The organism is Acinetobacter sp. NBRC 100985, assembly GCF_000241225.1.
GTDB lineage: Bacteria > Pseudomonadota > Gammaproteobacteria > Pseudomonadales > Moraxellaceae > Acinetobacter > Acinetobacter venetianus.
In genome coordinates, this window is record NZ_BAEB01000065.1 from 59,193 (window position 1) to 84,099 (window position 24,907).

A 24,907-nucleotide genomic window follows, 5' to 3' on the forward strand; every position below is an offset into this window, starting at 1 on the left:
TAAAAAGCTCACTTCGGTGAGCTTTTTTTATTGCAACAATTTCGAATATTTCTTATCTTCAATACGACGTTTTAATGATTAGAAAATACAATGTTATTAAGTAGTTTAGAGTCCGTTCCTGGACATGAAATTTTGCGTCAATTTGATGTGGTATACGGCAGTACCGTTCGTAGTAAACACGTTGGTCGTGATCTCATGGCAGGTCTTAAAAATATTGTTGGTGGCGAACTCACTGGCTATACCGAACTACTGGAAGAGTCTCGCCAAGAAGCAACTCAACGAATGATTGATAAAGCACGTGCTTTAGGTGCAAATGCGATCGTAGGGATTCGTTTCTCTACCTCAAATATTGCGCAGGGCGCATCTGAACTTTTTGTTTATGGAACAGCCGTTGTCGTTCAGCCTGTTACACCTAAACTCCCCGATCCATTTGGTGCGTAGGCAAACATATGGATGGATTAATTTTTCAGATTGCCCTGTTTCTAATTCTTTTTTCAGTGGGTTGGGGTTTTGGTCGTCATATCGAACAAAAACACCTTCGTGAATTGGATGAAAAAGAAAAGCAGTTTGCACATATTCGAGTTGATACCAATCGCTTTGTGCAAACCATAGCACATGGGCAAATGGTCAGTAGCAACGTCGTTATTTCTCACGATTACTTTAAATATATACTTGCCAATATTCAAAACTTTTTCGGTGGTCGCCTGACCAGTTATGAAAGTGTGGTTGAACGTGCACGTCGTGAAGCGATGCTTCGCCTCAAGCAGGAAGCAGATCGAATAGGCGCAAATCATATTATGGGTGTTCGGATGAGTACCACTGAATTAGGGATGCAAGGTGGTATGGTTGAAGTATTTGCTTATGGAACGGCGATCGTCAATCATCATTAAAAATTTGTCCTGTCATCTCGAAAATAACAGGACAAAACGCTAGTCGGCAAAAATCGCTTGACAATAGTGGTAGGTTTTCGCTTCCCCATTATCAAGTTTAAACTCATAAGACATTTTCCGCGTCTCACTAATTTCAAACTCAACAGTCTTTTTAAATAAAGCACCTGCATAAGCAAAAGTGTGGTATTCACCATTTTCACCACAGACATCGACGTCACTAGGCATTCTTGCAATGAGTGCAGCATCAATATCTTGTCCGATAAAAGACGCATCTAATTTACTGGCATCCGTTACGATGATTTTGGTTTTAATCCCTGAAGCTAAAAAATTCTGCATCACTTCTGCCGAATTTAAATTCCAGATTGGTTCAACGACTTCAATACCCAGAGGATGTAGACGATCTTCTCGATATTTGCGTACGTCGGATAGATAAATATCACCAAAGATAAAGTGCTCAACGCCTAGGTCTTTAAAATGATTAGCCGCGTCTAACATGCGTTGTTCATAAGCAGGAAGATTTTTTGGAAGAAATACAGGATAAAGTGGGATACCAATACTTTCGGCTTGCTTCTCAAGCAATGCATGCGGGATCGCATGCATTGATGATAATTCTGTTTCTTCATTCACTGTTGTTAGTAAAGCAACAACTTCAAACTCATTTTGCTCTAATACAGTATGTAGTGCTAAAGCAGAATCTTTACCACCGCTCCAATTAAAAACGGCTTTCTTACGGATATTCACTATCATTTAACTCGTGTTTTACGAATCATTTTATACAACAAGCTTGGCGATAAGCGAGAGACTAAAACACCGAGTTGTTCCTTTTTCCCACCAACAACAATATATTCCTCGCCTGCCATCAACGATTCGACCACACGTTCAGCAAATACACCTGCATCTAAACCATTTTCAATTGCTTCATCTTGATGACCTTGCGGCTTCCCCTCACCATTTAAGGCATTAAAAGAAACATTGGTTTTCACAAAACCAGGGAAAACCACAGAAACCTCAACACCGTCTTTGGCAACCTCAGCCCGTAAACTGTTCGCCCACATATGAATTGCAGCTTTTGCAGCAGAATAACTTGCGCGATACTGAGTGCCTAACAACCCTGCTACACTTGAAACAAAGACCACTCGACCAGATTTTTGTTTAAGAAAAGTTGGCAAAACTGTTTTAGTAAAGAAAACTTGTGAGAAATAATCAACTTCCATGATGGCACGTTCAGTTTGCATGGTCGTGTCTTGAATCAATGCACGCTGACTCAAACCAGCATTATTAATTAGCCAATCCACACGACCTTTACATGCTAAAACTTGCTTATGTGCATGGCGAACTTGCGCCTCATCAGTGATATCTGCTGCAATTGAAAGATGCTGCTCAGGCTTGAGTAAGCCCACTCGAACAGCCTCTAACTCATCATAACGGCGAGATGTCAGGACAACTTGTGCACCTTGCAAGGCACATTCACGCGCCAAGGCTTTACCCAAACCCGAAGATGCCCCAGTGATCCATACCACTTTGTTTTCAAGACTTTTTAGCTTTGCCATAACCTGTTCCCTCTATGCTTGATGACGCATAAACTTAAGGAAATAATCAATATAAGTTGATGCAACTTGATGATCGAGTTGAGTACCTAATTTCTCTAAACGCTTATATCCTAAATGTGTCGTCATCGTAATCACGCCATTTAACGTTTTATCGACCACAAAATTGAACTTTAAACATTTTTTAGGTTCACGAATTAAGTGTGTCACACCTACATCAATCACTTCTGTTAACAGTCGTAATGCATTTGAGATTTCTTGTTGATCACCAGCAGCTAGCTTTTGACTTGATGTTTCTACCCTTTGAGCCAATTTCTGATCAATCGGATAAGTCATGTAAATAGTTTCATCTTCAATTTGCAGTGTCTTAGACAAGTATTCAACAAGCGGTACTAAACGATCATTGCTGAAAAATGAGACTGACCACGGCATATATTTACGCACTGCTTCTAAGATTTGCTGAATCACTTTTTCAGATTCACCCGTTTGTGAATAGTGCTGATTTTCTTGTAATAGCACGATAAAAACTTGTTCGATGACCTCACAAGCCATTTCAGACAATACACTCCCCAAAGCATTGGCCTGACTATCTTTACTTCCTTGCATTAACTGCGTTCGAATATGCGCAAATCTTGCGTATGTATCCGCATGAATATTCAAAAAAACGGCGGTGTTCATTTTCTTAACCCTAATTTTTAGATCCATAAAAAAGAGGCTTTTTATAAGCCCCTTTTTATCCATCAATCTGTTTTTGTATCATTTTTGGCTTTCTGCACCCCGAATTTAACATATTCTATTCAGTATCAACATGCATAAATGCCAAAAAATGATTTACACAATCGGTCGCTGCATTTGAGTCCACCTGATTGCCCATTTTCTCTAAACGCTTATAGCTCAAATGCGCGGTCATATTAATCACACCGTTTAAGGTCTTATCGACCACTTTATTGAAATTCAAATATTTTTTAGGCTCGCGGATAAGACTTGTCACCCCAAGATCAACAATTTCAATCAACGTTTGGAACACATCCACCATATCTTGAATCTCATTGTTTTTTAACTTATTGACCAATGCATGAGCCTGTTGAACTAAGTTTCGATCAATTGGATATGACACATACACTTGTTCATCGTGATATTTGATCATATCTGAAAAATAATTCACAAAAGGACATAAGCGTTCATTGCCAAATAATGCAATCGACCACGGCATATATTTTCGAACCGCGCCAATAATCTGCTGAATCACTTTTTCGGATTCAGCGGCACTCTTTTGTGTGAGGTAGGTTGGTTGGCGATTTTGAATCAGCAGCACTGAAAATACTTGCTCCACGATATCACAGGCAATTTCTGATAGTACTTCACCCAAAATGCGTGACTGGCTTTCTTGAGTCCCTGAATTCAACTGTTGGCGAATCGTCTCAAACTGTCCATGTGTCACTTCATTAATTTTCAATAGAATTGAATAACTCATAAGAAGCATCCTTTTTTTAATTTTCGCATTTTTATTTTGTTGTTTTATGCATCTACATTTATTAAATATGTGATCCAATAGACATAAATTTAGCTTTTTTCACATAAAAAACCAACGCATTCCGTCGGGTTTTTTAGATGAAAAAATTGATAGAATTTTTGCTACAATAGATCCAATTTTTTATTCATTTTTAATCTTCTGTATTATGACCGACGCTCAATCTGCTCAAAATATTGCAACAACCTACGATCCAACTGAGATCGAAAAAAAGTGGTATCAAATCTGGGAAGACAAAGGCTACTTTAAGCCATCAGGTCAAGGTGATTCATTTTGTATTATGATTCCACCGCCAAACGTCACGGGTAGCTTGCACATGGGTCATGGTTTTAACAATGCCATTATGGATGCCTTGACGCGCTATAACCGTATGTCGGGTAAAAACACTTTATGGCAACCAGGGACTGACCACGCGGGTATTGCAACGCAAATGGTGGTTGAACGTCAGTTGGGCGCGCAAAACATTAGCCGTCATGACTTGGGCCGTGAAAAGTTCATTGAAAAAATTTGGGAATGGAAAGAACAATCGGGTGGCACGATTACTCGTCAAATCCGTCGCTTAGGTTCTTCGGTAGACTGGTCACGTGAACGCTTCACTATGGATGAAGGTTTATCCAATGCAGTGAAAGAAGTCTTCGTTAAATTACATGAAGATGGCTTGATTTACCGCGGCAAACGTCTGGTGAACTGGGACCCGAAACTGCAAACTGCGCTTTCTGACCTTGAAGTTGAGTCAGATAAAGAAGAAGCAGGTTCATTGTGGCACTTCAAATATTTCTTTGAAGATAAATCACTGCGCACGCACGATGGTAAAGATCACATCGTTGTCGCAACCACGCGTCCTGAAACATTATTGGGTGATACAGCTGTAGCTGTTGCACTGGATGATGAGCGTTATACACACCTTGTCGGTCAGAACATCATCCTGCCAATTACAGGTCGTGCAGTTCCAATCGTTAAAGATGAATATGTCGATAAAGAATTCGGGACAGGTTGTGTAAAAATTACCCCTGCGCACGACTTCAATGACTATGAAGTCGGCAAACGCTGCGAATTGCCAATCATAAACATCTTCAACAAAAATGCGGAAGTGTTGGCTGAGTTTGAATACATTGCCAAAGCGGGCGAGCAAATTTCTAAAACCATCACTGCACCTGCAGACTATATTGGTTTAGAGCGTTTTGCTGCACGTAAAAAATTGGTTGAACAAGCGGAAGCGGAAGGCTGGTTAGACCAAATTCAACCATATACCTTGAAGCCACCACGCGGTGATCGTTCAGGTGTGATCGTTGAGCCATTATTGACTGACCAATGGTATGTGAAAATTGCGCCACTTGCTGAGCCTGCTATTAAAGCGGTAAAAGATGGTGACATCAAATTCGTACCTGAGCAGTACAGCAACATGTACATGGCATGGATGAACAATATTCAAGACTGGTGTATTTCACGTCAGCTTTGGTGGGGTCACCGTATTCCAGCGTGGTACGATGCTGAAGGTAATGTATTCGTTGGTCGTGACGAAACAGAAGTCCGTGCTAACAACAACATCCCTGCTGATGTTGTATTGAGCCAAGATGAAGACGTACTGGATACATGGTTCTCATCTGCGCTTTGGACGTTCTCAACTTTAGGTTGGACTGGCGACAAAGCCAAAGATGCCCAAAACTATTTCCTCAATACCTTCCACCCGACTGATGTGTTGGTGACAGGTTTTGACATTATCTTTTTCTGGGTAGCGCGCATGATCATGATGACCATGCACTTCATGAAGAATGAAGATGGCACGCCACAAGTTCCGTTCAAAACTGTGTATGTACATGGTTTAGTCCGTGATGGCGAAGGTCAGAAGATGTCTAAATCTAAAGGCAACGTACTTGACCCATTAGACTTGATTGACGGTGTAGACCTTGAAACCTTGGTACAAAAACGTACCACTGGTTTGATGAACCCGAAACAAGCAGCGAAAATTGAAAAATCAACGCGTAAAGAATTCCCAGAAGGTATTCAGGCTTACGGTACAGATGCTGTGCGTTTCACCTTCTGTGCGCTTGCTAACACAGGTCGTGACATCAAGTTCGATATGAAGCGTGTTGAAGGTTACCGTAACTTCTGTAACAAGATTTGGAATGCGACTCGTTTCGTGTTGATGAATGTTGAAGGTCAAACTGTCGGTCAAACTGCACGTCCTGATCTTTGGGAGTTGCCTGAACAGTGGATTATGAGCCGTTTACAAAAAGCGGAAGCTGCAGTTCAACAAGCCTTTGCAACCTATCGTTTAGACTTGGCTGCTCAAGCAATTTATGACTTCATTTGGAATGAATACTGCGACTGGTATGTCGAATTGACCAAGCCAGTATTAAACGATGCAGAGGTGTCTGAAGAGCGTAAAGCGGAAGTTCGTCGTGTGTTGTTGGCGGTGATGGAAGCCTCTTTACGTTTGGCTCACCCAATTATGCCGTACTTGACTGAAGAAATTTGGCAAACGCTTGCGCCAATGCTCGGTATTCAAGGCGAAACCATTATGACTGCGGCATACCCTGTGCCTGCTCAAGAGAAAATCAATGAGCAAGCTGAAGCGGACATGCAGTGGTTACAAGGTTTGATTGGTGCGGTACGTAACATTCGTGGTGAAATGGGCTTAGGTAATGCACGTTTGTTACCAGTTCTTCTTCAAAATACCACTGATGCTGAAAAATCACAGATCACCCGTATTGAAGCGTTGTTTAAAGCTTTAGCAAAAGTTGAAAGCATTACTTTCCTAAATGATGCTGAACAACCACCATTGTCTTCTTCTTCTGTTGTGGGTCATGTGTCTGTATTTGTTCCTATGAAAGGCTTAATTGACCCGAAAGCGGAATTGGGTCGCCTTCAAAAAGACTTAGACAAAGTGCAAAAGCAGCATGACCAGATTGCTACTAAATTGGGCAATGAAGGTTTTGTGGCGAAAGCACCTGCGGCTGTAGTTGAAGGTGAAAAAGCGAAATTGGCTGAGTTTGCTGACCAGTTAGCGAAGATTAAAGCGAATATGGAGCAGATTGCAGCGCTTTAATTCTTTAAAGACTAAGATTTAATCTGTAATATAAAGGGCTGATTATTCAGCCCTTTATTGATTTTAACAACTATGAAATATATTCAAAAAATCAGTGCAAAATTAGACTTCCTTAATCATGAAGTAAATATTGATCTAAAAGGACGTAACTTAATTCTCACTGGTAAAAATGGAGTTGGTAAAACTAGATTTTTGAATCAATTAAATAGTGTAGCTCTAAATAAGTTAATTCATGAAATTCCACAGTTACCCCAACACCACTATTCATGTAAGGAACAAATTATTAATATAATAAGTTCGGAAATTCAAAAGTTATCGACTAACTTGATATTCCAAAAAAATTTAGAAAATTAAAAAATTACACATTAAAACAGACTCTTATAATATTATTGAAAATAGAAAATTTTTAGAAATTGCAAAAGAATTAAAAGACATAATCATCCACCATCAAAATTTATCAAGTGATGATAACTACAGATACAGACATTCACCAATACATGACATTGAACATTACTTTAATGAATTAGGCTATATGAATTCTAATGAAAATATTGATTTGGTCGTAACTGGCATTGGTAACCTGAGCGAAAATATTCAAGCATCAAAAGTAACGTTTAATTTCTTCCCTGCTCATAGACAATCACAAATTACCGCGTCCACAAATACAACTGACTTAAACCAATATATTAATACAGCAAAACATGAGTACTATTCAAAGTTAGGACAATTTCTTGAACAATATTTATTGAATATTAAAATTGAGAAATCACTCGCTTTATCTGAAGAACAAGATACGAATCATGCATATCAAATAGATCAGTGGTTTAAAAAGTTTGACGAGGATTTAAAGTTTTTATTTGAAGACTCAACAACTCGATTAAAATTCGATTATAAATTAAGAAAATTTAGTTTGTTGCAATCCTATCGAGAGTTTACTTTCCAATCACTTTCCTCAGGATTTACTGCGATATTTGATATTTATAGTGATCTGTTAATGAGATCAAGATTACTAAATATTTTACCGAATGAATTAAATGGGGTCGTGCTCATCGACGAAATAGATGCTCACTTACATATTTCGCTTCAGAAGAAGATTCTCCCATTTTTAAGCCAATCTTTTCCTGAAATCCAGTTCATTGTAAGTACACACTCTCCATTTGTTATCACATCAACCAATAATGATACTGTTGTGTATGACCTTTCAACTGGAGAATTCTTTGAAGAGGATTTGAGTCATTACTCTTATGAAGCAGTGATTAAAGGTCTATTTCATGTCGACACTCAATCAGATCACCTGAAAACAGAAATTCAAACTATTGCCACCATTTTAAATAGTGATCCTAATAATTATGAAAAACTTCGAGAAACTCTAAAAAATATTATTCCATATGCTAAACAACTTGACGTGGAGTCAAAGTCTTTTTATTTCAAAGCATTAAATCATTTATTAGACAATCAAGAGTTAGGAGAACTTGATGTTTAAAGTAACTCGATCAGCGAAACCTAAAGAATGGACGAATTCTGATTACACAGATCCAGCAGTAGTCAAACAATTGAAGCTAGATTTCTTATCTAAGTGTTATTTATGTGAACAAACAGATTTCGGTAATGTAAATGTGGAGCATTTTGTGCCCCATCTCAACAAAAGTAAAGAATTAAGGACCGATTGGAATAATCTTTATTACTCCTGCTCTCACTGTAACGGTATTAAAGGTTCAAGGCACAAAGAATTATTTGATTGCTGTAACGAAAATCATCATGTGGATGTTGCTATTGCTTTACAAGCACCAAGCGTACCTAATGGAAAAATTGTACTCACTAATACTTTAAACAATGGCTTTATTAGAGCAATGCTACAACAATGCGAACAGTGGCAATCAACAAGTGAGTCATGAATATCTAAAAGAAAAATTTTAGAAGAACATGCCTATTTGCAAAATTTACGTTTTCAATTAAAAAATGGATGGAATCGACTTAGACAGCAACAAAAAGCAGATCTAATTGAAAATATTACTAATATGCTTCAACAGAATTATCCATTTTCTGCATTTTGGAAAACCTATGTTCGAAATGATCCCTTTTTATCTGAAATTTTAAATTAAAACCCTCACTCCAACCCTCTCCCATAGGGAGAGGGGGCAACATCTAATTTTATGCAAGCAAGTATTTAAATTGGTGTTCCCTCTCCTTTTAGGAGAGGGTCAGGGAGAGGTCTTATTTTTCAATTCAAAGCATTTACTCCATAAATCTCCTAAAACCACTTCTGTATTTCCCAACACATCGTAATTCCAATACCGTGCTACTCTTAAATCCAAAGCCTCTAAAAACTTGATTCGTTCAGCATCATATTCAATTGCATCTTCAGTACTGTGCTGACTACCATCTAACTCAATGACCAAACCCAACTCATGACAGTAAAAATCCACAATATAAGGTGCAATCACATGCTGTCTGCGAAATTTAAGATTCATAAATCGTTTAGCACGAAGTAGTTGCCACATCAGGCTTTCTGCATCTGTGGCATTGCTTCGCATCGTTTTGGCGAATTCTAGTAATTGTGGGTCTAGTTTCATTTTTTTATTATTACCTCTCCCTAGCCCTCTCCTTAAAGGAGAGGGAATCTCATCTAATTACACACCACCATAAAATCAATTGCTACTCCCTCTCCCTATGGGATGAGGAACACCGTTCCGCAAGGGGGTGAGGGAAAATTAAAGCGCCCCATGCTCCAATAACATCTCCACTCCACTCACCTTTTTCATATGCTTTAAACGCTCTTTTTCCCACTTCAACTGCTGCTTTAACTCAGCACAGTCCGCATCTATCGCTTTATACACATCACCAATATGCACATGCTCTGCTTTCACCTTTTTCGCCAACTGAAAAGAATCCAAAATCTCATCAATTTGACTTTCAAGCTGCTGACTTTGCGCATCCAAAGCCAACTTATAAAACTTGACTTGCTCCACAGATAACTCTTTCGCCCCAACACCTTTATTCTGTTCAAGCTGTAACTGAAGTTTCAGTAAATAAAACAAATCCTGCTGTTCATAGGCCTGACTGGCTTGTTGGAACAACTCGGTTTTTTCTGCTTTTTTAGACTCGTCTTGTTCACGATCAGGGTGAATCATTGCCGCAATTTTTAAATATACGGTTTTCAACGACTGCGCTGCCATCTGCTCCACTTGTTCTCGCTTTTGTTGCTGTCTTTGCTGTTTGGCTTGTTCACGTGCCTGTTGTTGTTCGGCTGCATGTTGTTCAAAGTCATCTTCATACGATGTTATTTGCTCATCACGTTCAGGCTGATCGACTTTTACTTGCTGCACTTTTTTGCTTTTCTTGGCGGACTGCTGTGCATGTTGCTGATAAAAAGTATCAATCTGATCGACAAGTTGTAGCTGTTCGTTGGAAAGCATTTTGGATTGCTTGAGCATGCGCGCACGCTGAGCAATGCTTTCATCCAATTGCTGCATATCGGCTTTGGAAAACTCGTAATTGTGTAACATATTCCAAAGTTGTTCTAACTGCTGAAACAGAACACCATGCAGTTCGTTATAGATAGGTAGGAGTTTTTGCCGTGTGTGTTGTTGAATTTCGTCTTGGGCATTTTGCCATATAGCAAGGCTGATTTTTTGCTGTTCAATTTTATCAATCAGGCGATTCAGTTTTTTCTGCTGTGGAGACTGTTCTGCCCCTTGCTGCATGCTGACTTTAAGATCAAAGGGCATCACACATCTACCTGAAAAAGAAAAAGTGTAGCAATAATCAAAGGCCAAAAGTAGCACTCAGGCCTTTGAACAGCTAGGCAAATCGATCTGAAAAAGCAAAGGAACAACTAAGCAAGACAATCCGTAGCATCAGTAATTAAAGAAATTACCCGATTACGCCCCTGCTGTTTCGCCCGATATAAGCACTGGTCGGCACGGCGAATAGCATCGTTCATATCCGCATCATCCACCTGAGCCAGACTGACCCCAATACTAAGACTGACGGGATGATTGTCGATAATGGATTCTTGTTCAATCGCGCTACGGATTTTCTCCGCCAAGTGCATCGCCCCCTCAAGCGTTGTTGCAGGCAATAATGCAATAAATTCCTCACCCCCCAAACGCGCCACAAAGTCAGTAATACGTAGCGTCGTCGGTAAAATCTCAGCTACACGTTGCAACACTTGATCGCCCACCTCATGCCCAAAGCTATCATTCACCTTTTTGAAAAAGTCGATATCCATCAACAGTACTGCATAGGTCTGTTCAGTACGTGACATTTGGGTAAATAAATAGCTCAAATAATCATTAAAAGCACGGCGGTTATGCAAGCCAGTCAAAGCATCGTAACGAGCAATATGCGCCAATTCGACATTGGCTACTTGTAACTCATGTGTGCGTTCAGCCACTTTCTGTTCCAGTGTGGCATTGGCATCCAGCAGTTGATGCTTTTGAGTGAGCAAGGTATCGGTCATGCTTTGTAAGGACTGCGATAAACCTTTAATTTCGCGAATACTGGTCTGGGTTTCAAAGCGAATGTCTTCCTGCCCTTTTTCGACTGCATGGGCTGACTGCGCCAAAGTTTCAATTGGACGACTAAAACGATTCGCTAATTTATAGGTCAGCAATAACAATAACAGCGACAAGATAAAGCCGATCGCCAAGATTTTATGTTGTAGAGATTTTACTTCAGTCAAAGCCATCGACATCGGTTGACGAATAACGACATGCCAACCTAAATTCATCTGGGTTTGTGAAAGTACAGGCACGTCAGTGGTTAAATATTGTTGATCTTCGCTCCAATTATCTACGAAATAATTGGCTTTATGTTTTTTAGAAACAGGAGGTTGTACTTGTCCGATACTCTTAAACGGATACAGAATTTCACCCTGCTGATTCACAATAAAGACTTCAATGCCACGTTGTGCGGAATTTTCAGACAGTGAACTGCTCAATACATGACTTGCCCAACTCCAGTCGGCATGCGCCGCTAGTACCCCTTTGAGTTTCTTGGTATTTGGGTCATAAATGGGAGTCGCAAAATCAATAAAACGCATTGGTTCATTCGGGTTAATAGCTTTAATTTTCTTCGCCAGTAAAACCGCTTTATGCACATCGCCCAAATAGACTTGCTTGGAACCATGAATGAACCATGGACGTTCCGAAACATCTGCGCCTTGTAATAATTGATTGGCAGCAACGGCAACTTGTCCGTCAGGATCAGCAATCCCAATCCAAGCATAATATTTATAAGATGTTTTAACTTGATCGAGTTGTTGTTGCACTCTTGGATTTTGAAAGTCGGCTTCAGCAAAAAACGGCGACTGACTTAATAGCACCATCTCCCGTTCACGTTCTGTGAGGGAGTTTGCCAAGGTATTGCTGATACTTTTTGCCGCAATATATAAGGTTTGCCCACTACTTTTGCTCATTTGAACCGAGGCAGTCTTACCTATGTATAAGGTAATACAGAGTCCTAAGATAAAAGACATCCCTGCAAATAAAATCAGGAGTCGATTACGAAAGGAATCTATACGAAACATATCATTTTCACCTTAAAGCAAACTGCTTTTTAAGGTTCGCAATATATCAGATATACTTTATTAATTATTAAGCTTAAATACCTAATAGCCTTGAAAATTCAATCATTCCGATAGAAATAGACTTTGGTTCTAGTACTATCCTTGCCACAAAAAAATGGCATTCTTATCAAGGTTCAGACAAGGATAACGACCGTTTTCTTTTTTAGCTCTACAATATCCATAAAGCTGTGCTATTTTTAAGCAAAATGCACCACTTTTCACCAAAACTCACAATTAAATTCTAAATTGGTGCGTTTTTTGCATAATAATTTCCATTAAATTGAGTTGTATTCGTATAACTTGAGTTTTTAGATTTACTAAATCTATTTTGGTGCAAAAAACGAATCAAACATTTACACCAAGACCAGATTTAGCACTTTTTTTGAGCACCACTATGCAAAACGTAGATTTATTTTTCTTACTGCTCGGTGCAGTACTGGTATTGGCAATGCATGCTGGCTTTGCATTCTTGGAACTTGGCACAGTACGCCATAAAAACCAAGTCAATGCTCTCAGCAAAATCCTCACAGACTTTGCGATTTCAGCAATCGCATACTTCTTTGTGGGGTATTGGATTGCATATGGACAAAACTTTTTCCATATGGGGGCTGTCCTCGCAGAAGATCATGGCTATAACTTGATGCGCTGCTTCTTCTTGCTGACATTTGCTGCTGCGATCCCTGCCATCGTTTCGGGAGGCATTGCTGAACGCGCGAAAATGCGTCCACAAGCTATCGCAACCTTGCTGTTAGTTGCACTGATTTATCCATTCTATGAAGGCATGATCTGGAACGGTAACTATGGTGTACAAACATGGTTAGAAAGTACATTCGGCGCAAGTTTCCATGACTTTGCAGGTTCTGTCGTTGTACATGCAATGGGTGGATGGATTGCTTTAGCAGCCGTCATTTTACTCGGTGCTCGTCATGGTCGTTATAAGAAAGATGGTCGCGTCAGTGCGCATCCACCCTCATCAATTCCATTTCTCGCTTTAGGTTCATGGATTTTGATCGTAGGTTGGTTTGGCTTTAATGTGATGAGTGCGCAACGTGTTGAAGCGATTTCTGGATTGGTGGCAATCAACTCTTTAATGGCAATGGTTGGCGGTACTTTAGCAGCGAACTTTATGGGCAAAAATGACCCCGGTTTCTTACACAATGGCCCATTAGCTGGCTTAGTTGCAATCTGCGCAGGCTCAGACATTGTGCATCCAATTGGTGCATTATTGATTGGTGGCGTTGCGGGTGCACTATTTGTTTACCTATTCACTTATACACAAAATAAATTAAAAGTGGATGATGTACTAGGTGTATGGCCATTACATGGCGTATGTGGTGCATTTGGTGGTATCGCTGCGGGTATTTTTGGTCAAGAAATGCTTGGAGGCTTAGGTGGGGTTTCGCTTATGTCTCAAATCATAGGTACAGGTTTAGGAATTGCGATCGCACTTGTCGGTGGCTTTGTGGTGTATGGCATCTTGAAAGCAACTTTAGGTATCCGTCTTTCTCAAGAGGATGAATATCGCGGTGCTGACCTTTCCATTCATAAAATTTCAGCCAACTCCGAAGAGTCGATGTTCTAATTTTTCAGTAGTTTAAAGCGGCTAAAAAGCCGCTTTTTTTATGCTTATTTAAGAGATGCTTAAGATTAGAACAGTTTAATAAAAAATATATTATCTTCATTTGAATTGTGCCGCCTATGCACCTGAAAACACCTTTTTTTATACAGATGAGTTTTCTTCTGCTAATTAGTTTTTTCATTTTACTCTGGGTTTTTCCTGTGGGTGGATCAATTGACTTATATCTCATCCAACCGTGGGTCGGTACGTTTGGAGACTTTGCGCTCAAAGGTGATTGGTATTTGGCAAAGCTAAATCATAGCTACGTAAAACAGATCATTACCGTTGTGTATGTGACCTTTTTTATTTTATGGGCACTGTCTTTTAAAGTCGAAAAATTCAAAGCGAAACGTTGGCAATATGGCTATATGTTTTGGGTCAGCATGCTATGTACTTGTATCGTTGGCTTTATGAAAGCGCATTCGGCTCACGCCTGCCCTTGGGCAATGACGCATGAAACTGCGACGGGATTTGTATGGGATTTTTCAGCTACCGCAGGCCATTGTTTCCCAGGTGGGCATGCAAGTACTGGCTTTGCACTCATTACAGGCTATTTTGTTTATCGACTTGATCAAAAAGGTCGTGCATGGTTTTACTTATTTGCAAGTGTCATTTTAGGCTTTGCAATGGGATGGGCACAAATGATGCGTGGTGCGCATTTCTTAAGTCATAATCTTTGGACGGGATGGATCTGCCTTGCAATTAACTTTGTTGTTTATGCAATCACCTACAAACGCCATCTTGCAAATAGTACGACCATTTCCATACCTCAATCTAAGCTTGATGTGGTAAAGTGACCTCCTAATGGAACGGTTATAATCACTTAGGTATAGTTTGTTGCGAATGGATGACTTTCAAGAATTTCTAGAAACCGCTTTAGTTACTCAGCAAGAATCAATTAAAGCGTACACCTTAGACTCTGGGAAAGTGTGGTTAAAGAAAGCGTCTGAACGTCATGGTTTGTGGTTATACACGCCTCTAAAATGGTTGGCCAAAATTTTTAACTTGGGTGCAATCATGCCTGTTCCGAATCAAGGTGGTTCTGCAGCGATTCAATGTGAATACAATCGTATCCAACAGCTCAAAGCATTGGGAGTGTCAACCCCAAATGTTCTAGCGCTTTCCAAAAAAGGCATACTCTTAGAAGATCTTGGTTCGCAACGTCAAAGTAAGGTAAAGCAATTAGACCAATCCTTGGCACGTTGCAAAGATGATGTTGCAGCCAAGTTAAGCTTGTTTACTCAAGCGATTCAAGCAATTCAGCATGTACATTTGCAAGGTGGATATTTAAGTGAAGCTTTTGCTCGCAACATTCTAGTAGACAAAGATACTCATTTTAGTTTTATTGATTTTGAAACAGATCCAGCATCTGTGCTAAGCCTACATGATTGCTATGTTCGTGATTGGTTGTTGTATATTTTCTCTACTGCTTATCACTTCGAGTTTGAACAGCTTTCTGAAGCCAGTCAAATTCTATATCAAGCATTACTCGCAGAGCCACAAGTCTATAAAGACATTTGCAAAGTGGGTAAGCGCTTAAATTGGGTTTTACGTTTAAATGTCAGTCGTGTTGGCAATGATGGCAAACGCATCCAAAAATGCGTGCTGTTTTTACGCTATTTAAGAGAACATGGCGAAGTTAAATGATGATCACATATTAACTTGCTAGCAACTTATCCGTGACGCTCAAGCTTTTTAGGCAGACGAACAATTACAGATAATCCCCCCAAATCAATACTGCGTCCCAATTGCAATGTTCCGCCCAGTCGTTGAGTCGCTTTGTCAACAATAGAAAGTCCTAAACCACTACCCACTTCAAGATGATGATGAACACGGTAAAAGCGCTTTAAAACTTTGTCATAGTTTTCAGGAGCAATTCCTGAACCACTGTCTTCGATTTGAATACAAGCATAATCCTCATTCTCGTTATAAACTGAAATGTTAATGATGCCCTGACTTGGCGTATATTTGATTGCATTATCAATCAGATTGAAAATGATTGAATGCACCGTCGACTCAAGACTTTGCATCTCAATCACATCATTTCGTTCAAAGCCAAGATCAATTTCTTTCTGCATAGCGAGATTGACCAGTTGCTCAACACAGTTCAAAGCAACATCATTCAAACGGAATAGCGTATTCGGCTCGATCAACATCAGACCGACATCTTGTTTTGCCAAAGCCAAGAGTTGAGTGACCAAATGCTGAATACGTGCCAGTCCCTTACTTAGATTTTTTAAGGATTCATGTTCTGGGAACTGACTCATCAAAATCTTAGTCTGTAGATTCAATGCAGTTACTGGCGTACGAAGCTCATGCGCAGCATCTGCAATAAACTGCTTTTGTTCCGCCTGAGCATGTTGAATTCGCTCGAACAGATGGTTCATTTCCTCAATGGTTGGGATGAGTTCTTGAGGATATTCTTTACTATCAATCGGTGCTAAGCCATCCGAATCACGTTGCTGTAATTCTGCTTTAAAATCATCTAGCGGTTTGAGACTCAGGCTAATAATAAAAGCCAAGATAATAATCGCAAATGGTAGTAGCAACACATAAGGAATAAACATACTCCCAGCAAGTTCCCATGCGAAGCTTTTACGGACTTGCTCCTGTTGACTGACTTGAATTTGATAATCTTTTAGCGGAATAACATAAACGCGCCATTTGCCTTGTGGTGTTTCTTGGGTATAGAAACCCGCCTGTTGCACTGGTGGAATCAACAAATGGGTTTGATGCCATAAATGGCTTTGATCCTTATACGCCCAGATATCGACAAGTAGGTCTTCTTCATGATATGTGCGATGCAACTCAACCTTACTTGCAACGGGCGTTAGAGGCTGAGTTGTTGAACGTTCTGCCATATATTGCATTTGCGTATCAAGAATTTCATCTACTTCATGCAAGGCAATTTTATAAGCAGTAAAAATCAATAAACATCCAAGTAATAAACTAAAGATTGATGTGCCCCAAATGAGCCGTTTTTTTAGCGAATATTGCTTGGGTGTTTTCATAAGTCTTAGGGTTGTCCCAGTCGATAGCCTAATCCACGAATCGTACGAATGAAGTCTTTACCTAGTTTTGCACGCAAATGGTGGACATACACTTCAATTGTATTACTCGTGACTTCACTATCAAAATCATACAACTTATCTTCAAGGTTTGCTTTGGAAAAAATCTTATTCGGATGCGTTACCATTGGAATAAGAATCGCCCACTCACGATTTGACAACTCGATTTGCTGACCTTTAAAGGTTGCTAAATGCTGTTCTACATCCAAGACTAAATCGCCACTTTTTAACAGTTGTGAATTATTTTTTAACTGCGTCATCGCTGTATTGCCACGGCGTAACAATGCATTGATACGGGCAAGCAATTCATCAAATTCATATGGTTTGATCAAATAGTCATCTGCTCCCTGATTTAAACCCTCAACACGATTTTGCAGTTGGTCTCGCGCCGAAATAATCAACACAGGCAATGCGCTACGTTGACGAATTTGACGCAAAATCTGCATACCATCCATCAATGGCAAACCAAGATCGAGTAACACCAAATCAAAATCTTGCTTTGATAAAAGCGTTAATCCATCTACACCGTTATTGACCCACTCCACGTCAAATTGATGATATCGCAATAACGTCAATGTCGACTCTGCAATCATAAAATCATCTTCGATCATCAAGATTTTGGTCATGATTTCATCTCACTTATGGATTTGAGCATGTAGCTAACATGTCATTTTTAGGGTCAATTACTTTGGTTTTTACGTCTAACAAACTCAACATCGTTGGGAATAAGTTATCTTGGCTTAATTCCTTTTGACGTTGTTGCGACAAACAACTCATTTGTTTCTGCGCCTGTTGTTTCCACGTATCAGAGAACCACATTAACATCGGCACATGTGTTTGCTGAGATGGTGCAATTGCATAAGGCGCGCCATGTAAATACATGCCACTTTCCCCCGTCGACTCACCGTGATCAGACAAATACCACAAACCTGTTTCGTATTGGGTTGCTGTCTTTAGCGTTTCAATTAAAGAATCTAAAACATAATCCGTGTAGAGCAAAGTATTGTCGTAACTATTTAATAATTCATCACGAGAACAACCTTGAATCGCATTGGTATCACACGTTGGTTTAAAGACTTTATATTGCGGTGGAACGCGTTTGTAATATGCAGGCCCATGACTTCCCATTTGATGTAATACCACTAAATGCGGACGTGTATCATCCTTCGGAATCGTCGCTAAGTATGCTTTTAAACTATCAATTAAAATATCATCAAAACATTCTTCATCTTTACACCATTTCTTTTGAATGGGCTCTGGAATTTTGAACTCTTCAACACGGTCACACGTTCCTTTACAACCAGAATTGTTATCAATCCATGTCACTTGATACCCAGCTCGCTTCGCAATATCTAGCAATCCTTCGCGATGATTTGCTAGACTTTCGTCATAATCTTCGCGTGGCATACCTGAGAACATACAGGGCACTGAAACTGCAGTAGCTGTACCGCAAGAACTTACTTGTGAGAAATTGATAATGTCTTGTTTCGATACTTTAGGGTTGGTGTTCTTGCTATACCCATTTAAAGAGAAATTTTCTGCACGCGCAGTTTCACCGACGACTAGAACCATTAATTTAGGCAACTTGGATGCATCAGTTTTTTGCATCGTTGCATCTTCACCATAGGTTACGAGCGGAAGATTTTCTTTAGGTGCTTTCTTTTTATAATAAGACGCAAAAGATGCAATCATATTTTGTGGTGAGATCATACCTTTCAAATCACGATTTTCACGGAAGATTGCTGCAAAATCAACATAGAAAACAAAAAGCAGACCACCTACCATTGCTAAAGAAACAACAGAAGCAATTACTTTCTTGAGCAACTGACCAACGATAGGTTCAGATTTTAGTTTTACCATTAAAATCGCAATGATTGGTAAAACCGTCATCCCTAAGGTCCAAACAACCAAATGCCAAGACCAAGTATCACGCGCTTCTGCCATATCTGTCTGCATCAGATTTTGCACTTGATCAGAAGTAATCAAGACACCTAAGGTGCTCACTGCATATGAAGCAAATCCACCGATAAAAACCAGTGCAATTGCTATTGGTTTAGCCGTCCACTTCCAGTTGAATAACTGAAAAATAAAGTTATACAGTGCAACAACAACCAAAACCGAAGCCGCAACAAATAGACCTGCTTTGATGCCTGTATAGGGAGTAAGGGATTGAAGCTTTTCATAAAAAGCGATATTCAGAAAAACCCCTAACCAAATTGCGAGCAATAAGTTAAAAGTAAGCAGTGAAATCGGCCTGATCTTGAGTTTTTGTAGCAGCATAATCATCACAATCTAAAAAGAAAATTCTTAGCTTCGCTAAGATAAAAATTGAAACTTAAAAATGACTTAAACTAAATACTTGATGTTTCACAATACTGCTAATTGAACGCTAAAACTCGTATCATGACGCTAAAAATTATTTATATGAAAACAATAATTTCCTTATACCCGATCATTCCAAACATCGTATTATTTTATTGTTAACAAGCCATCCAGTGGATAAGGCGATTATAGTGTAATGAAGAAAAATTGAAATAAAAAAACACCCTATAAGCAGCGCTTAAGGGTGTTGTTTTAAGCTAAGTATTAGAACTTGAACTCTAAACCTAAACCTGCAACAGGTTGCTTGTCTTTCTTACTTGCTTGTTCAAGTGTCAAATAACCTGCATAACCATAAGTTTTAACTTGTTTGTTAAAAGCATAGTCTGCACCAGCGATAATTTGCTTCGCTTTAAAATCAGATGAGTTATCTTTAAAGCTCGTATCATTTTGGCTGTACTGACCTTTTACCGTCCAGTTTTTCGCTTGAGGAATATTATATTCAGCGCCGATTAACCAACCTTGCGCATCATCAATATTTTCAGAACCTGCATCATTTCCAGCAACAGCTTCTACTTCGGACGTTTGGTACATTGCTTTTAACGCCAAACCATCAATTGGATTCACACGACCAATGGCACGAACAGTATTCGCTGCTGCAAATAAAGATCCACCACCAATTTCAGGTTCAGCAGCATTTAACATGCCTCGTCCTAAAAAATTACTTGGAATTGCTTTGTCATAAGCTAAAGCTGCCACAACCATTGGGTTTTCATATACAACAGAAGCAGACCATGCATCACCTAAACCACGACCAGAAACTTTAGCTCCACCGCTAGTTTTCTTAATCCCAGAAGATTCACCTGTTGCCAGTAATGCGTTGAATTTGAAACCACCATCTAAAAGTTTCACTGCTGGTGATTCATATACCACTACATTATCAATACGGTTTTCACCTGTGAAGATCCCAGTTACATCCGCTTTATTTGCGACATAGTTATTGAAGGTATCTACGACACTTGATAATTGTTTCAACGGCGTATCATGCTTACCGATTTTAACAGTACCCAATCGACTGTCTTTTAAACCTACATAACGGTTACGTTGAGTCCAGTCACTACTATCACCATCAGCACTAAAACCCCATTCAGCAGCATATACAGCGCTTAAACGGTCTGTCAGTTTTTCATCACCCTTTACGCCAATAAACGAACTATTTGAACTAATTTCCCAAACATCTTTATTCGATTTAGTTGCATTTTTTTCTGGTAAATAGTCAACGCTAGCATCAATCTCACCATAGATTGTTGGCGCTGCAAAAGTTGATGTTGCAAGTAAACTGAGCACTGCTGCTGTTACAATTTTGATTTTCATTGTTGACATCCTAGTTAATTTGTAACAAATCCTACACATTAACTTTATATGACAAAACAATTAAAATCTTATTTATTTATTCTATTTTCGACTAAAGTTTAATTTTTATACACGATGATCATTTATCGTTAAAAATAAAAAATATTCAAAAATATTATTTATTATCAATATATTACAAAAACAACCAATTCTTTAATTTAAGGCGATTCAAATCTTGGTAGACAATTTTTTGATTTTATTGAAATAGAGTGTTCATCTCTTTTTATCTTTGTACACGCCCATTCAATATTTCAACTTATAATAACAAAAAATTAATTTTGTAATAAATATCTAATGCGGTCTAGCCTTTTTCAACCAGTAAAAAATCGGCCATAAGCAAATCACTGCAATCATACAAATCACAGTTAAATAACGAGTGTACCCTAGCCAATCCCCTATTATCCCACTCATTAAATACAGCAAACCACTAATCGTCGCCATCACCGAAACCTGAAAGGTAAAGTCTGTACCAGCAAAGTTTTTACGGCTATATTGCATCACTAAAGTCAGCATCACGACCAAAAGCATTGCCGAACATGCATCTTCAAATGCATTGATGGCATACAACCACATCGGCGCAATCGGAGAATGATGCTCAAATGCATAAGCAAGATAACCGTAAGCGATAAGACTGAATATTTTTAATATCGAAAATAAAATCAAAGCCGATGATCTAGAAAGATATCTGAGTAATAGTCCTGCTATACCTGCACCAATCAATGCTGCGATTGCCCCAAGCATGGTAATGTAAATTCCGATTTGCGAAAAACTTAGCCCCATATCGACCATTAACGGTTTTAATAGTGGCCCTGCAAGCCCATCAGCAATTTTGAAGCTGATTAATACCATTAACCAAGCTTTTAACTCTACAGATGAACTAAAGTAAGCAAGATATTGTCGAATTGCCTGAAGTAGTGATGTCTGTATTTTTGCAATATCAGTAGAAGCTTTAGGATGAACAGGTTCTTTATAAAATAAGATCGCTAATGTATTTAAAAAGACAATCCCAGCCAGTAATAGAAAAGTTGCTTGCCATTGCAACCAGTCCAGACTCCACAATACAGCACCACCACCGACAATAAAGCCAAGCCTTGAACCAATCACTTGGAAGGTATTGCCCCAATGTTGTTGATCAGTTTTAAGCAAATTAACAGCCAAACCATCTGTTGCAATATCTTGCGTTGCGCCTGTTAAATTGCTCAATAGCAATAGAACAAAAAAGATCAACAAGTAAATTGGTTGATCCAAAGCTTGAATGGGGAAAAATGAAAGTAAAATTAAAATCAAAACACTACAAAGCTGTGTAGGAATAATCCAGCTTCGATAATGCCCAATATTAACACTCCCATTTCTTTCCCTGCCGAAAACGGATGGATAAGGTATAGCATAACGATCAACATAGGCAGCCCAAAATATTTTGATTGACCACGGCAGCATCAACAAACCAAAACCGCCGATATGTGCCAGTGAAACACCTTGCGCTCTCAAAATGACCGGCAAAGCATGTGTCATAAAGCCAACAGGTAGACCTTGAGCCCAATACAGTGAAAATAATAAGACATAAACTTGCCGTAAATTAGGCATGTATCAATTTCCTCGACAAGTGCTTAGTAAGTTCAAAAGTATCTAATCCTCTCAAAATCTTGACGATATTTTCTCATTTTTTGCCAATGCAGAGTATCTGATCAGCGTTTAAGATAATTATAGTTGTCATTATTTAGCTTTACTTATGCCACAACATTTTCCAGATTTACCCCCATTAGTTCCTCAACGTGGAACTCATTATAGTCGGGCTTTGTGTAAAAAAATCTTTTTAAGCCAAGGCTGGAAAGTTGTGGGCGATATTCCAAACCTACCTAAAGCAGTCGCAATTATTTCACCACACACCTCAAATATCGATGGATGGTATGGTTTTCTAGCGATTGGTGGCTTAGGGTTAAAAATAACAGTTCTAGGCAAAGATACGTTATTTAAACCACCTTTCAAACCACTTTTAGACTGGGCTGGACTGATTCCTGTTCACCGTGACAGTACCAATGGGCTAACGGAGCAAGTTGTCGCAACCATTCAAAAATATGACCGAATCTGGGTAGGTATGGCACCTGAAGGAACACGTAAAAAAGCAGAGAAAATGAAAAGTGGTTTCTACCATATTGCTCATGCAGCGGGTATTCCAATTGTGATGTTCTCTTTCGATTACGACCATAAAACCATTTATAGCTTAGGGGCTTTTACCCCAACAGGTCACTATCAACAAGATTTAGAAAAAATCATGAGTCTTTACCAAGGTCATTTTTCGCCGAAAAACCCACATTGGCTGGCTGAACCATTACAAAAACTTGTGAAAAAAACTAGAAAGTTAAGGGCAAATCTGATCTGATGTGCCCATCTCCTCTGTCTATTTTATCTTCAACTGTTATGAAAATTGCTCGACTTTCTTGTTTGGCACTGCTTAGCCTTGCTTTATTCGGCTGTGATCAAGCAACGAAAAAACACCGCCCACAACGACATTAAAAGCACGTGAACCAGTGATTGCACTGGCTTTAGGTGGTGGTGGTGCGAAAGGGTTCTCTCACATTGGTGTGATCAAAGTATTAGAGTCCCACGGCATTAAAGCAAAAATCGTAACAGGCACGAGTGCGGGTAGCTTTGTCGGGAGCATTTATGCAAGTGGTCAAACACCGTATCAAATGCAAAATCTAGCGCTCAAACTCCAAGAGTCGGATATCCGCGATCTTACTTTGAATAGCCAAGGCTTCATCCTCGGACAAAAACTACAAAACTATGTAAATGCTCAGGTTGGCAATAAGCCGATTGAGAAATTTCCAATTCGTTTTGCAGCAGTCGCAACCCGCTTAGATAATGGTAGAAAGGCTGAATTCATCAAAGGTAATGCAGGACAAGCAGTTAGAGCATCATGCAGTATCCCAAATGTGTTTGTTCCAACCGTGATTGGCAGCACTAAATACGTGGATGGCGGCTTAGTAAGTCCAATTCCTGTAAAAACGGCAAAAGATATGGGCGCGGATATTGTGATTGCTGTGGATATTTCGGCACGTCCAACGGGTGACAAACCACTGAGTATGTGGGGATTACTCGATCAAACCATTAATATTATGGGACAACAAAGTATTAATGAAGAACTCAACCAAGCGACGATTGTGATTCAACCTAAAGTCGGACATTTAGGTGTGCTCGACCTTAAATCAAGTAATGAAGCCATTCTAGAAGGTGAGAAAGCTGCGCAAGCAAAAATCACGGCAATTCAAAGCGCAATTACTAATTTTAAGAAATCTCCAGCAGCATTTAAACCTGCCCCAAGACCAAAATTCTAAAAAAACAATCTTTGTATATTCATAAAGATAATGATCTGATAGAGTGCAAGAGGTGAATATTTATTCACCTCTACTCACTTTAATCACACGAGCAAATCTATGGAATTTGTAGTTGAGCCTTGGCACTGGTTTGTATTAGGGATTTTACTCATTCTTTCAGAGTTAATTTTGCCAGCTTTTGCCGCTTTATGGTTTGGCATTGCAGCCGTTATGGTCTGCATTTTGTTGTGGCTTTTCCCGATGATGGGATTTACAACCCAAGTGATTACTTGGGGAATTTTATCTATTTTATGCACGATTCTTTGGTTTAAGTTTATAAAACCACTTTCAATCGATAAAACCAAAGCTGGTTTGTCTCGTGAATCAACCATTGGACAAGTTGGCATGGTCATCCATACTGGACTCGATCATGGTCAAATTATTGTACGCTTTCCAATGCCTGTCTTAGGCTCTGATGAATGGAACTGCCGTTCAACAGCCGAAGTAAAGGTTGGGGATCGCGTTCAAGTTATTGATATTTTAGGTAATGATTTAGTCGTTCAACCGCATAGCTCCGCATAAACACAAA

Annotated in this window: 23 protein-coding genes and 1 pseudogene; 12 read left to right on the plus strand and 12 right to left on the minus strand. The window is 39.3% G+C overall.

What is annotated here, in order from left to right:
• The first annotated feature begins 90 nt into the window (after positions 1-90).
• Both ACT4_RS16440 and ACT4_RS16445 read left to right on the plus strand, forming a co-directional pair.
• Complete coding sequence (locus ACT4_RS16440) at positions 91-441, plus strand: YbjQ family protein (RefSeq protein WP_004877005.1); 351 nt, start codon at positions 91-93, stop codon at positions 439-441.
• Positions 442-449: 8 nt separating this feature from the next.
• Positions 450-890 (plus strand): YbjQ family protein, encoded by a 441-nt coding sequence (locus tag ACT4_RS16445; protein WP_007484194.1) that lies wholly within the window; start codon positions 450-452, stop codon positions 888-890.
• Between the two features lie 39 nt (positions 891-929).
• Here ACT4_RS16445 and ACT4_RS16450 read toward each other — a convergent pair whose 3' ends face one another.
• The 4 genes from ACT4_RS16450 to ACT4_RS16465 all read right to left on the minus strand — a co-directional run bounded on the left by ACT4_RS16450 (position 930) and on the right by ACT4_RS16465 (position 3,911).
• Entirely contained in the window at positions 930-1,637 is a 708-nt protein-coding gene (locus tag ACT4_RS16450; RefSeq protein ID WP_007484196.1) for a diphthine--ammonia ligase, read from the minus strand.
• Positions 1,634-2,440: an SDR family NAD(P)-dependent oxidoreductase gene (locus tag ACT4_RS16455; RefSeq protein WP_007484198.1), complete on the minus strand. Its 807-nt coding sequence runs from the start codon at positions 2,438-2,440 to the stop codon at positions 1,634-1,636. Before ACT4_RS16455 ends, ACT4_RS16450 begins: the two co-directional genes overlap by 4 nt.
• A gap of 12 nt (positions 2,441-2,452) precedes the next feature.
• On the minus strand, positions 2,453-3,115 hold the full coding sequence (locus ACT4_RS16460) for a hypothetical protein (protein WP_007484200.1): 663 nt from the start codon (positions 3,113-3,115) through the stop codon (positions 2,453-2,455).
• Positions 3,116-3,230: 115 nt separating this feature from the next.
• On the minus strand, positions 3,231-3,911 hold the full coding sequence (locus ACT4_RS16465) for a hypothetical protein (protein WP_007484201.1): 681 nt from the start codon (positions 3,909-3,911) through the stop codon (positions 3,231-3,233).
• Positions 3,912-4,116: 205 nt separating this feature from the next.
• On the opposite strand from ACT4_RS16465, the gene ACT4_RS16470 reads away from it, so the two are divergent.
• The 4 genes from ACT4_RS16470 (at position 4,117) to ACT4_RS16485 (ending at position 8,912) form a co-directional block, all read left to right on the plus strand.
• On the plus strand, positions 4,117-7,017 hold the full coding sequence (locus ACT4_RS16470) for a valine--tRNA ligase (protein ID WP_007484203.1): 2,901 nt from the start codon (positions 4,117-4,119) through the stop codon (positions 7,015-7,017).
• A gap of 72 nt (positions 7,018-7,089) precedes the next feature.
• The gene (locus ACT4_RS17610) at positions 7,090-7,371 is read left to right on the plus strand and encodes a hypothetical protein (protein WP_007484204.1); all 282 of its coding nucleotides are present in this window, start codon (positions 7,090-7,092) and stop codon (positions 7,369-7,371) included.
• An 85-nt stretch (positions 7,372-7,456) separates the two neighbouring features.
• Positions 7,457-8,500, plus strand: coding sequence for an AAA family ATPase (locus ACT4_RS16480; protein WP_374750116.1), 1,044 nt, complete (start codon positions 7,457-7,459; stop codon positions 8,498-8,500).
• Positions 8,493-8,912 (plus strand): HNH endonuclease, encoded by a 420-nt coding sequence (locus ACT4_RS16485; RefSeq protein ID WP_007484207.1) that lies wholly within the window; start codon positions 8,493-8,495, stop codon positions 8,910-8,912. The genes ACT4_RS16480 and ACT4_RS16485 overlap by 8 nt, the downstream gene beginning before the upstream one ends.
• Before the next feature lie 306 nt (positions 8,913-9,218).
• Here ACT4_RS16485 and ACT4_RS16490 read toward each other — a convergent pair whose 3' ends face one another.
• From ACT4_RS16490 to ACT4_RS16500, 3 genes are all read right to left on the minus strand, one after another.
• A complete protein-coding gene (locus tag ACT4_RS16490; RefSeq protein ID WP_007484211.1) occupies positions 9,219-9,590 on the minus strand; it encodes an endonuclease domain-containing protein in 372 nt (123 codons plus the stop codon).
• Between the two features lie 138 nt (positions 9,591-9,728).
• Positions 9,729-10,745 (minus strand): J domain-containing protein, encoded by a 1,017-nt coding sequence (locus ACT4_RS16495; RefSeq protein WP_007484213.1) that lies wholly within the window; start codon positions 10,743-10,745, stop codon positions 9,729-9,731.
• 107 nt (positions 10,746-10,852) lie between these two features.
• Positions 10,853-12,547 carry a sensor domain-containing diguanylate cyclase gene (locus ACT4_RS16500; RefSeq protein WP_007484215.1) on the minus strand — a complete coding sequence of 565 codons (1,695 nt, stop codon included), beginning with the start codon at positions 12,545-12,547 and terminating at the stop codon, positions 10,853-10,855.
• 433 nt (positions 12,548-12,980) lie between these two features.
• Between ACT4_RS16500 and ACT4_RS16505 the strand changes: the two genes are divergently transcribed.
• From ACT4_RS16505 to ACT4_RS16515, 3 genes are all read left to right on the plus strand, one after another.
• On the plus strand, positions 12,981-14,168 hold the full coding sequence (locus ACT4_RS16505; protein WP_004877022.1) for an ammonium transporter: 1,188 nt from the start codon (positions 12,981-12,983) through the stop codon (positions 14,166-14,168).
• Positions 14,169-14,284: 116 nt separating this feature from the next.
• Positions 14,285-15,001 carry a phosphatase PAP2 family protein gene (locus ACT4_RS16510; protein ID WP_034605463.1) on the plus strand — a complete coding sequence of 239 codons (717 nt, stop codon included), beginning with the start codon at positions 14,285-14,287 and terminating at the stop codon, positions 14,999-15,001.
• A gap of 46 nt (positions 15,002-15,047) precedes the next feature.
• Positions 15,048-15,851 (plus strand): hypothetical protein, encoded by an 804-nt coding sequence (locus ACT4_RS16515; protein ID WP_007484218.1) that lies wholly within the window; start codon positions 15,048-15,050, stop codon positions 15,849-15,851.
• A gap of 26 nt (positions 15,852-15,877) precedes the next feature.
• Here ACT4_RS16515 and ACT4_RS16520 read toward each other — a convergent pair whose 3' ends face one another.
• The 5 genes from ACT4_RS16520 to ACT4_RS16540 all read right to left on the minus strand — a co-directional run bounded on the left by ACT4_RS16520 (position 15,878) and on the right by ACT4_RS16540 (position 22,588).
• Positions 15,878-17,215, minus strand: a complete 1,338-nt coding sequence (locus ACT4_RS16520; RefSeq protein ID WP_007484220.1) for a HAMP domain-containing sensor histidine kinase — start codon at positions 17,213-17,215, stop codon at positions 15,878-15,880.
• A 5-nt stretch (positions 17,216-17,220) separates the two neighbouring features.
• A complete protein-coding gene (locus ACT4_RS16525; RefSeq protein ID WP_004877031.1) occupies positions 17,221-17,898 on the minus strand; it encodes a DNA-binding response regulator PmrA in 678 nt (225 codons plus the stop codon).
• A 13-nt stretch (positions 17,899-17,911) separates the two neighbouring features.
• Positions 17,912-19,552: a phosphoethanolamine transferase gene (locus tag ACT4_RS16530; RefSeq protein WP_007484222.1), complete on the minus strand. Its 1,641-nt coding sequence runs from the start codon at positions 19,550-19,552 to the stop codon at positions 17,912-17,914.
• Between the two features lie 306 nt (positions 19,553-19,858).
• On the minus strand, positions 19,859-20,965 hold the full coding sequence (locus ACT4_RS16535; RefSeq protein WP_007484225.1) for a porin: 1,107 nt from the start codon (positions 20,963-20,965) through the stop codon (positions 19,859-19,861).
• Between the two features lie 330 nt (positions 20,966-21,295).
• Positions 21,296-22,588, minus strand: a complete 1,293-nt coding sequence (locus ACT4_RS16540; protein ID WP_007484226.1) for an MFS transporter — start codon at positions 22,586-22,588, stop codon at positions 21,296-21,298.
• 145 nt (positions 22,589-22,733) lie between these two features.
• Here ACT4_RS16540 and ACT4_RS16545 point away from each other — a divergent pair, with 145 nt between their 5' ends.
• The 3 genes and pseudogenes from ACT4_RS16545 (at position 22,734) to ACT4_RS16555 (ending at position 24,900) form a co-directional block, all read left to right on the plus strand.
• Positions 22,734-23,384: a lysophospholipid acyltransferase family protein gene (locus tag ACT4_RS16545; protein ID WP_007484228.1), complete on the plus strand. Its 651-nt coding sequence runs from the start codon at positions 22,734-22,736 to the stop codon at positions 23,382-23,384.
• Positions 23,385-23,422: 38 nt separating this feature from the next.
• Positions 23,423-24,339, plus strand: a pseudogene (locus ACT4_RS16550) (patatin-like phospholipase family protein).
• Between the two features lie 99 nt (positions 24,340-24,438).
• Positions 24,439-24,900: an NfeD family protein gene (locus ACT4_RS16555; RefSeq protein WP_004877046.1), complete on the plus strand. Its 462-nt coding sequence runs from the start codon at positions 24,439-24,441 to the stop codon at positions 24,898-24,900.
• Positions 24,901-24,907: the final 7 nt, after the last annotated feature.

Coding starts and splice junctions, on each gene's coding strand:
- ACT4_RS16440 (WP_004877005.1), top strand. CDS start 91: ATGTTATTAAGTAGTTTAGAGTCCGTTCCTGGACATGAAATTTTGCGT.
- ACT4_RS16445 (WP_007484194.1), top strand. CDS start 450: ATGGATGGATTAATTTTTCAGATTGCCCTGTTTCTAATTCTTTTTTCA.
- ACT4_RS16450 (WP_007484196.1), bottom strand. CDS start 1,637: ATGATAGTGAATATCCGTAAGAAAGCCGTTTTTAATTGGAGCGGTGGT.
- ACT4_RS16455 (WP_007484198.1), bottom strand. CDS start 2,440: ATGGCAAAGCTAAAAAGTCTTGAAAACAAAGTGGTATGGATCACTGGG.
- ACT4_RS16460 (WP_007484200.1), bottom strand. CDS start 3,115: ATGAACACCGCCGTTTTTTTGAATATTCATGCGGATACATACGCAAGA.
- ACT4_RS16465 (WP_007484201.1), bottom strand. CDS start 3,911: ATGAGTTATTCAATTCTATTGAAAATTAATGAAGTGACACATGGACAG.
- ACT4_RS16470 (WP_007484203.1), top strand. CDS start 4,117: ATGACCGACGCTCAATCTGCTCAAAATATTGCAACAACCTACGATCCA.
- ACT4_RS17610 (WP_007484204.1), top strand. CDS start 7,090: ATGAAATATATTCAAAAAATCAGTGCAAAATTAGACTTCCTTAATCAT.
- ACT4_RS16485 (WP_007484207.1), top strand. CDS start 8,493: ATGTTTAAAGTAACTCGATCAGCGAAACCTAAAGAATGGACGAATTCT.
- ACT4_RS16490 (WP_007484211.1), bottom strand. CDS start 9,590: ATGAAACTAGACCCACAATTACTAGAATTCGCCAAAACGATGCGAAGC.
- ACT4_RS16495 (WP_007484213.1), bottom strand. CDS start 10,745: ATGCCCTTTGATCTTAAAGTCAGCATGCAGCAAGGGGCAGAACAGTCT.
- ACT4_RS16500 (WP_007484215.1), bottom strand. CDS start 12,547: ATGTTTCGTATAGATTCCTTTCGTAATCGACTCCTGATTTTATTTGCA.
- ACT4_RS16505 (WP_004877022.1), top strand. CDS start 12,981: ATGCAAAACGTAGATTTATTTTTCTTACTGCTCGGTGCAGTACTGGTA.
- ACT4_RS16510 (WP_034605463.1), top strand. CDS start 14,285: ATGCACCTGAAAACACCTTTTTTTATACAGATGAGTTTTCTTCTGCTA.
- ACT4_RS16515 (WP_007484218.1), top strand. CDS start 15,048: ATGGATGACTTTCAAGAATTTCTAGAAACCGCTTTAGTTACTCAGCAA.
- ACT4_RS16520 (WP_007484220.1), bottom strand. CDS start 17,215: ATGAAAACACCCAAGCAATATTCGCTAAAAAAACGGCTCATTTGGGGC.
- ACT4_RS16525 (WP_004877031.1), bottom strand. CDS start 17,898: ATGACCAAAATCTTGATGATCGAAGATGATTTTATGATTGCAGAGTCG.
- ACT4_RS16530 (WP_007484222.1), bottom strand. CDS start 19,552: ATGCTGCTACAAAAACTCAAGATCAGGCCGATTTCACTGCTTACTTTT.
- ACT4_RS16535 (WP_007484225.1), bottom strand. CDS start 20,965: ATGAAAATCAAAATTGTAACAGCAGCAGTGCTCAGTTTACTTGCAACA.
- ACT4_RS16540 (WP_007484226.1), bottom strand. CDS start 22,588: ATGCCTAATTTACGGCAAGTTTATGTCTTATTATTTTCACTGTATTGG.
- ACT4_RS16545 (WP_007484228.1), top strand. CDS start 22,734: ATGCCACAACATTTTCCAGATTTACCCCCATTAGTTCCTCAACGTGGA.
- ACT4_RS16555 (WP_004877046.1), top strand. CDS start 24,439: ATGGAATTTGTAGTTGAGCCTTGGCACTGGTTTGTATTAGGGATTTTA.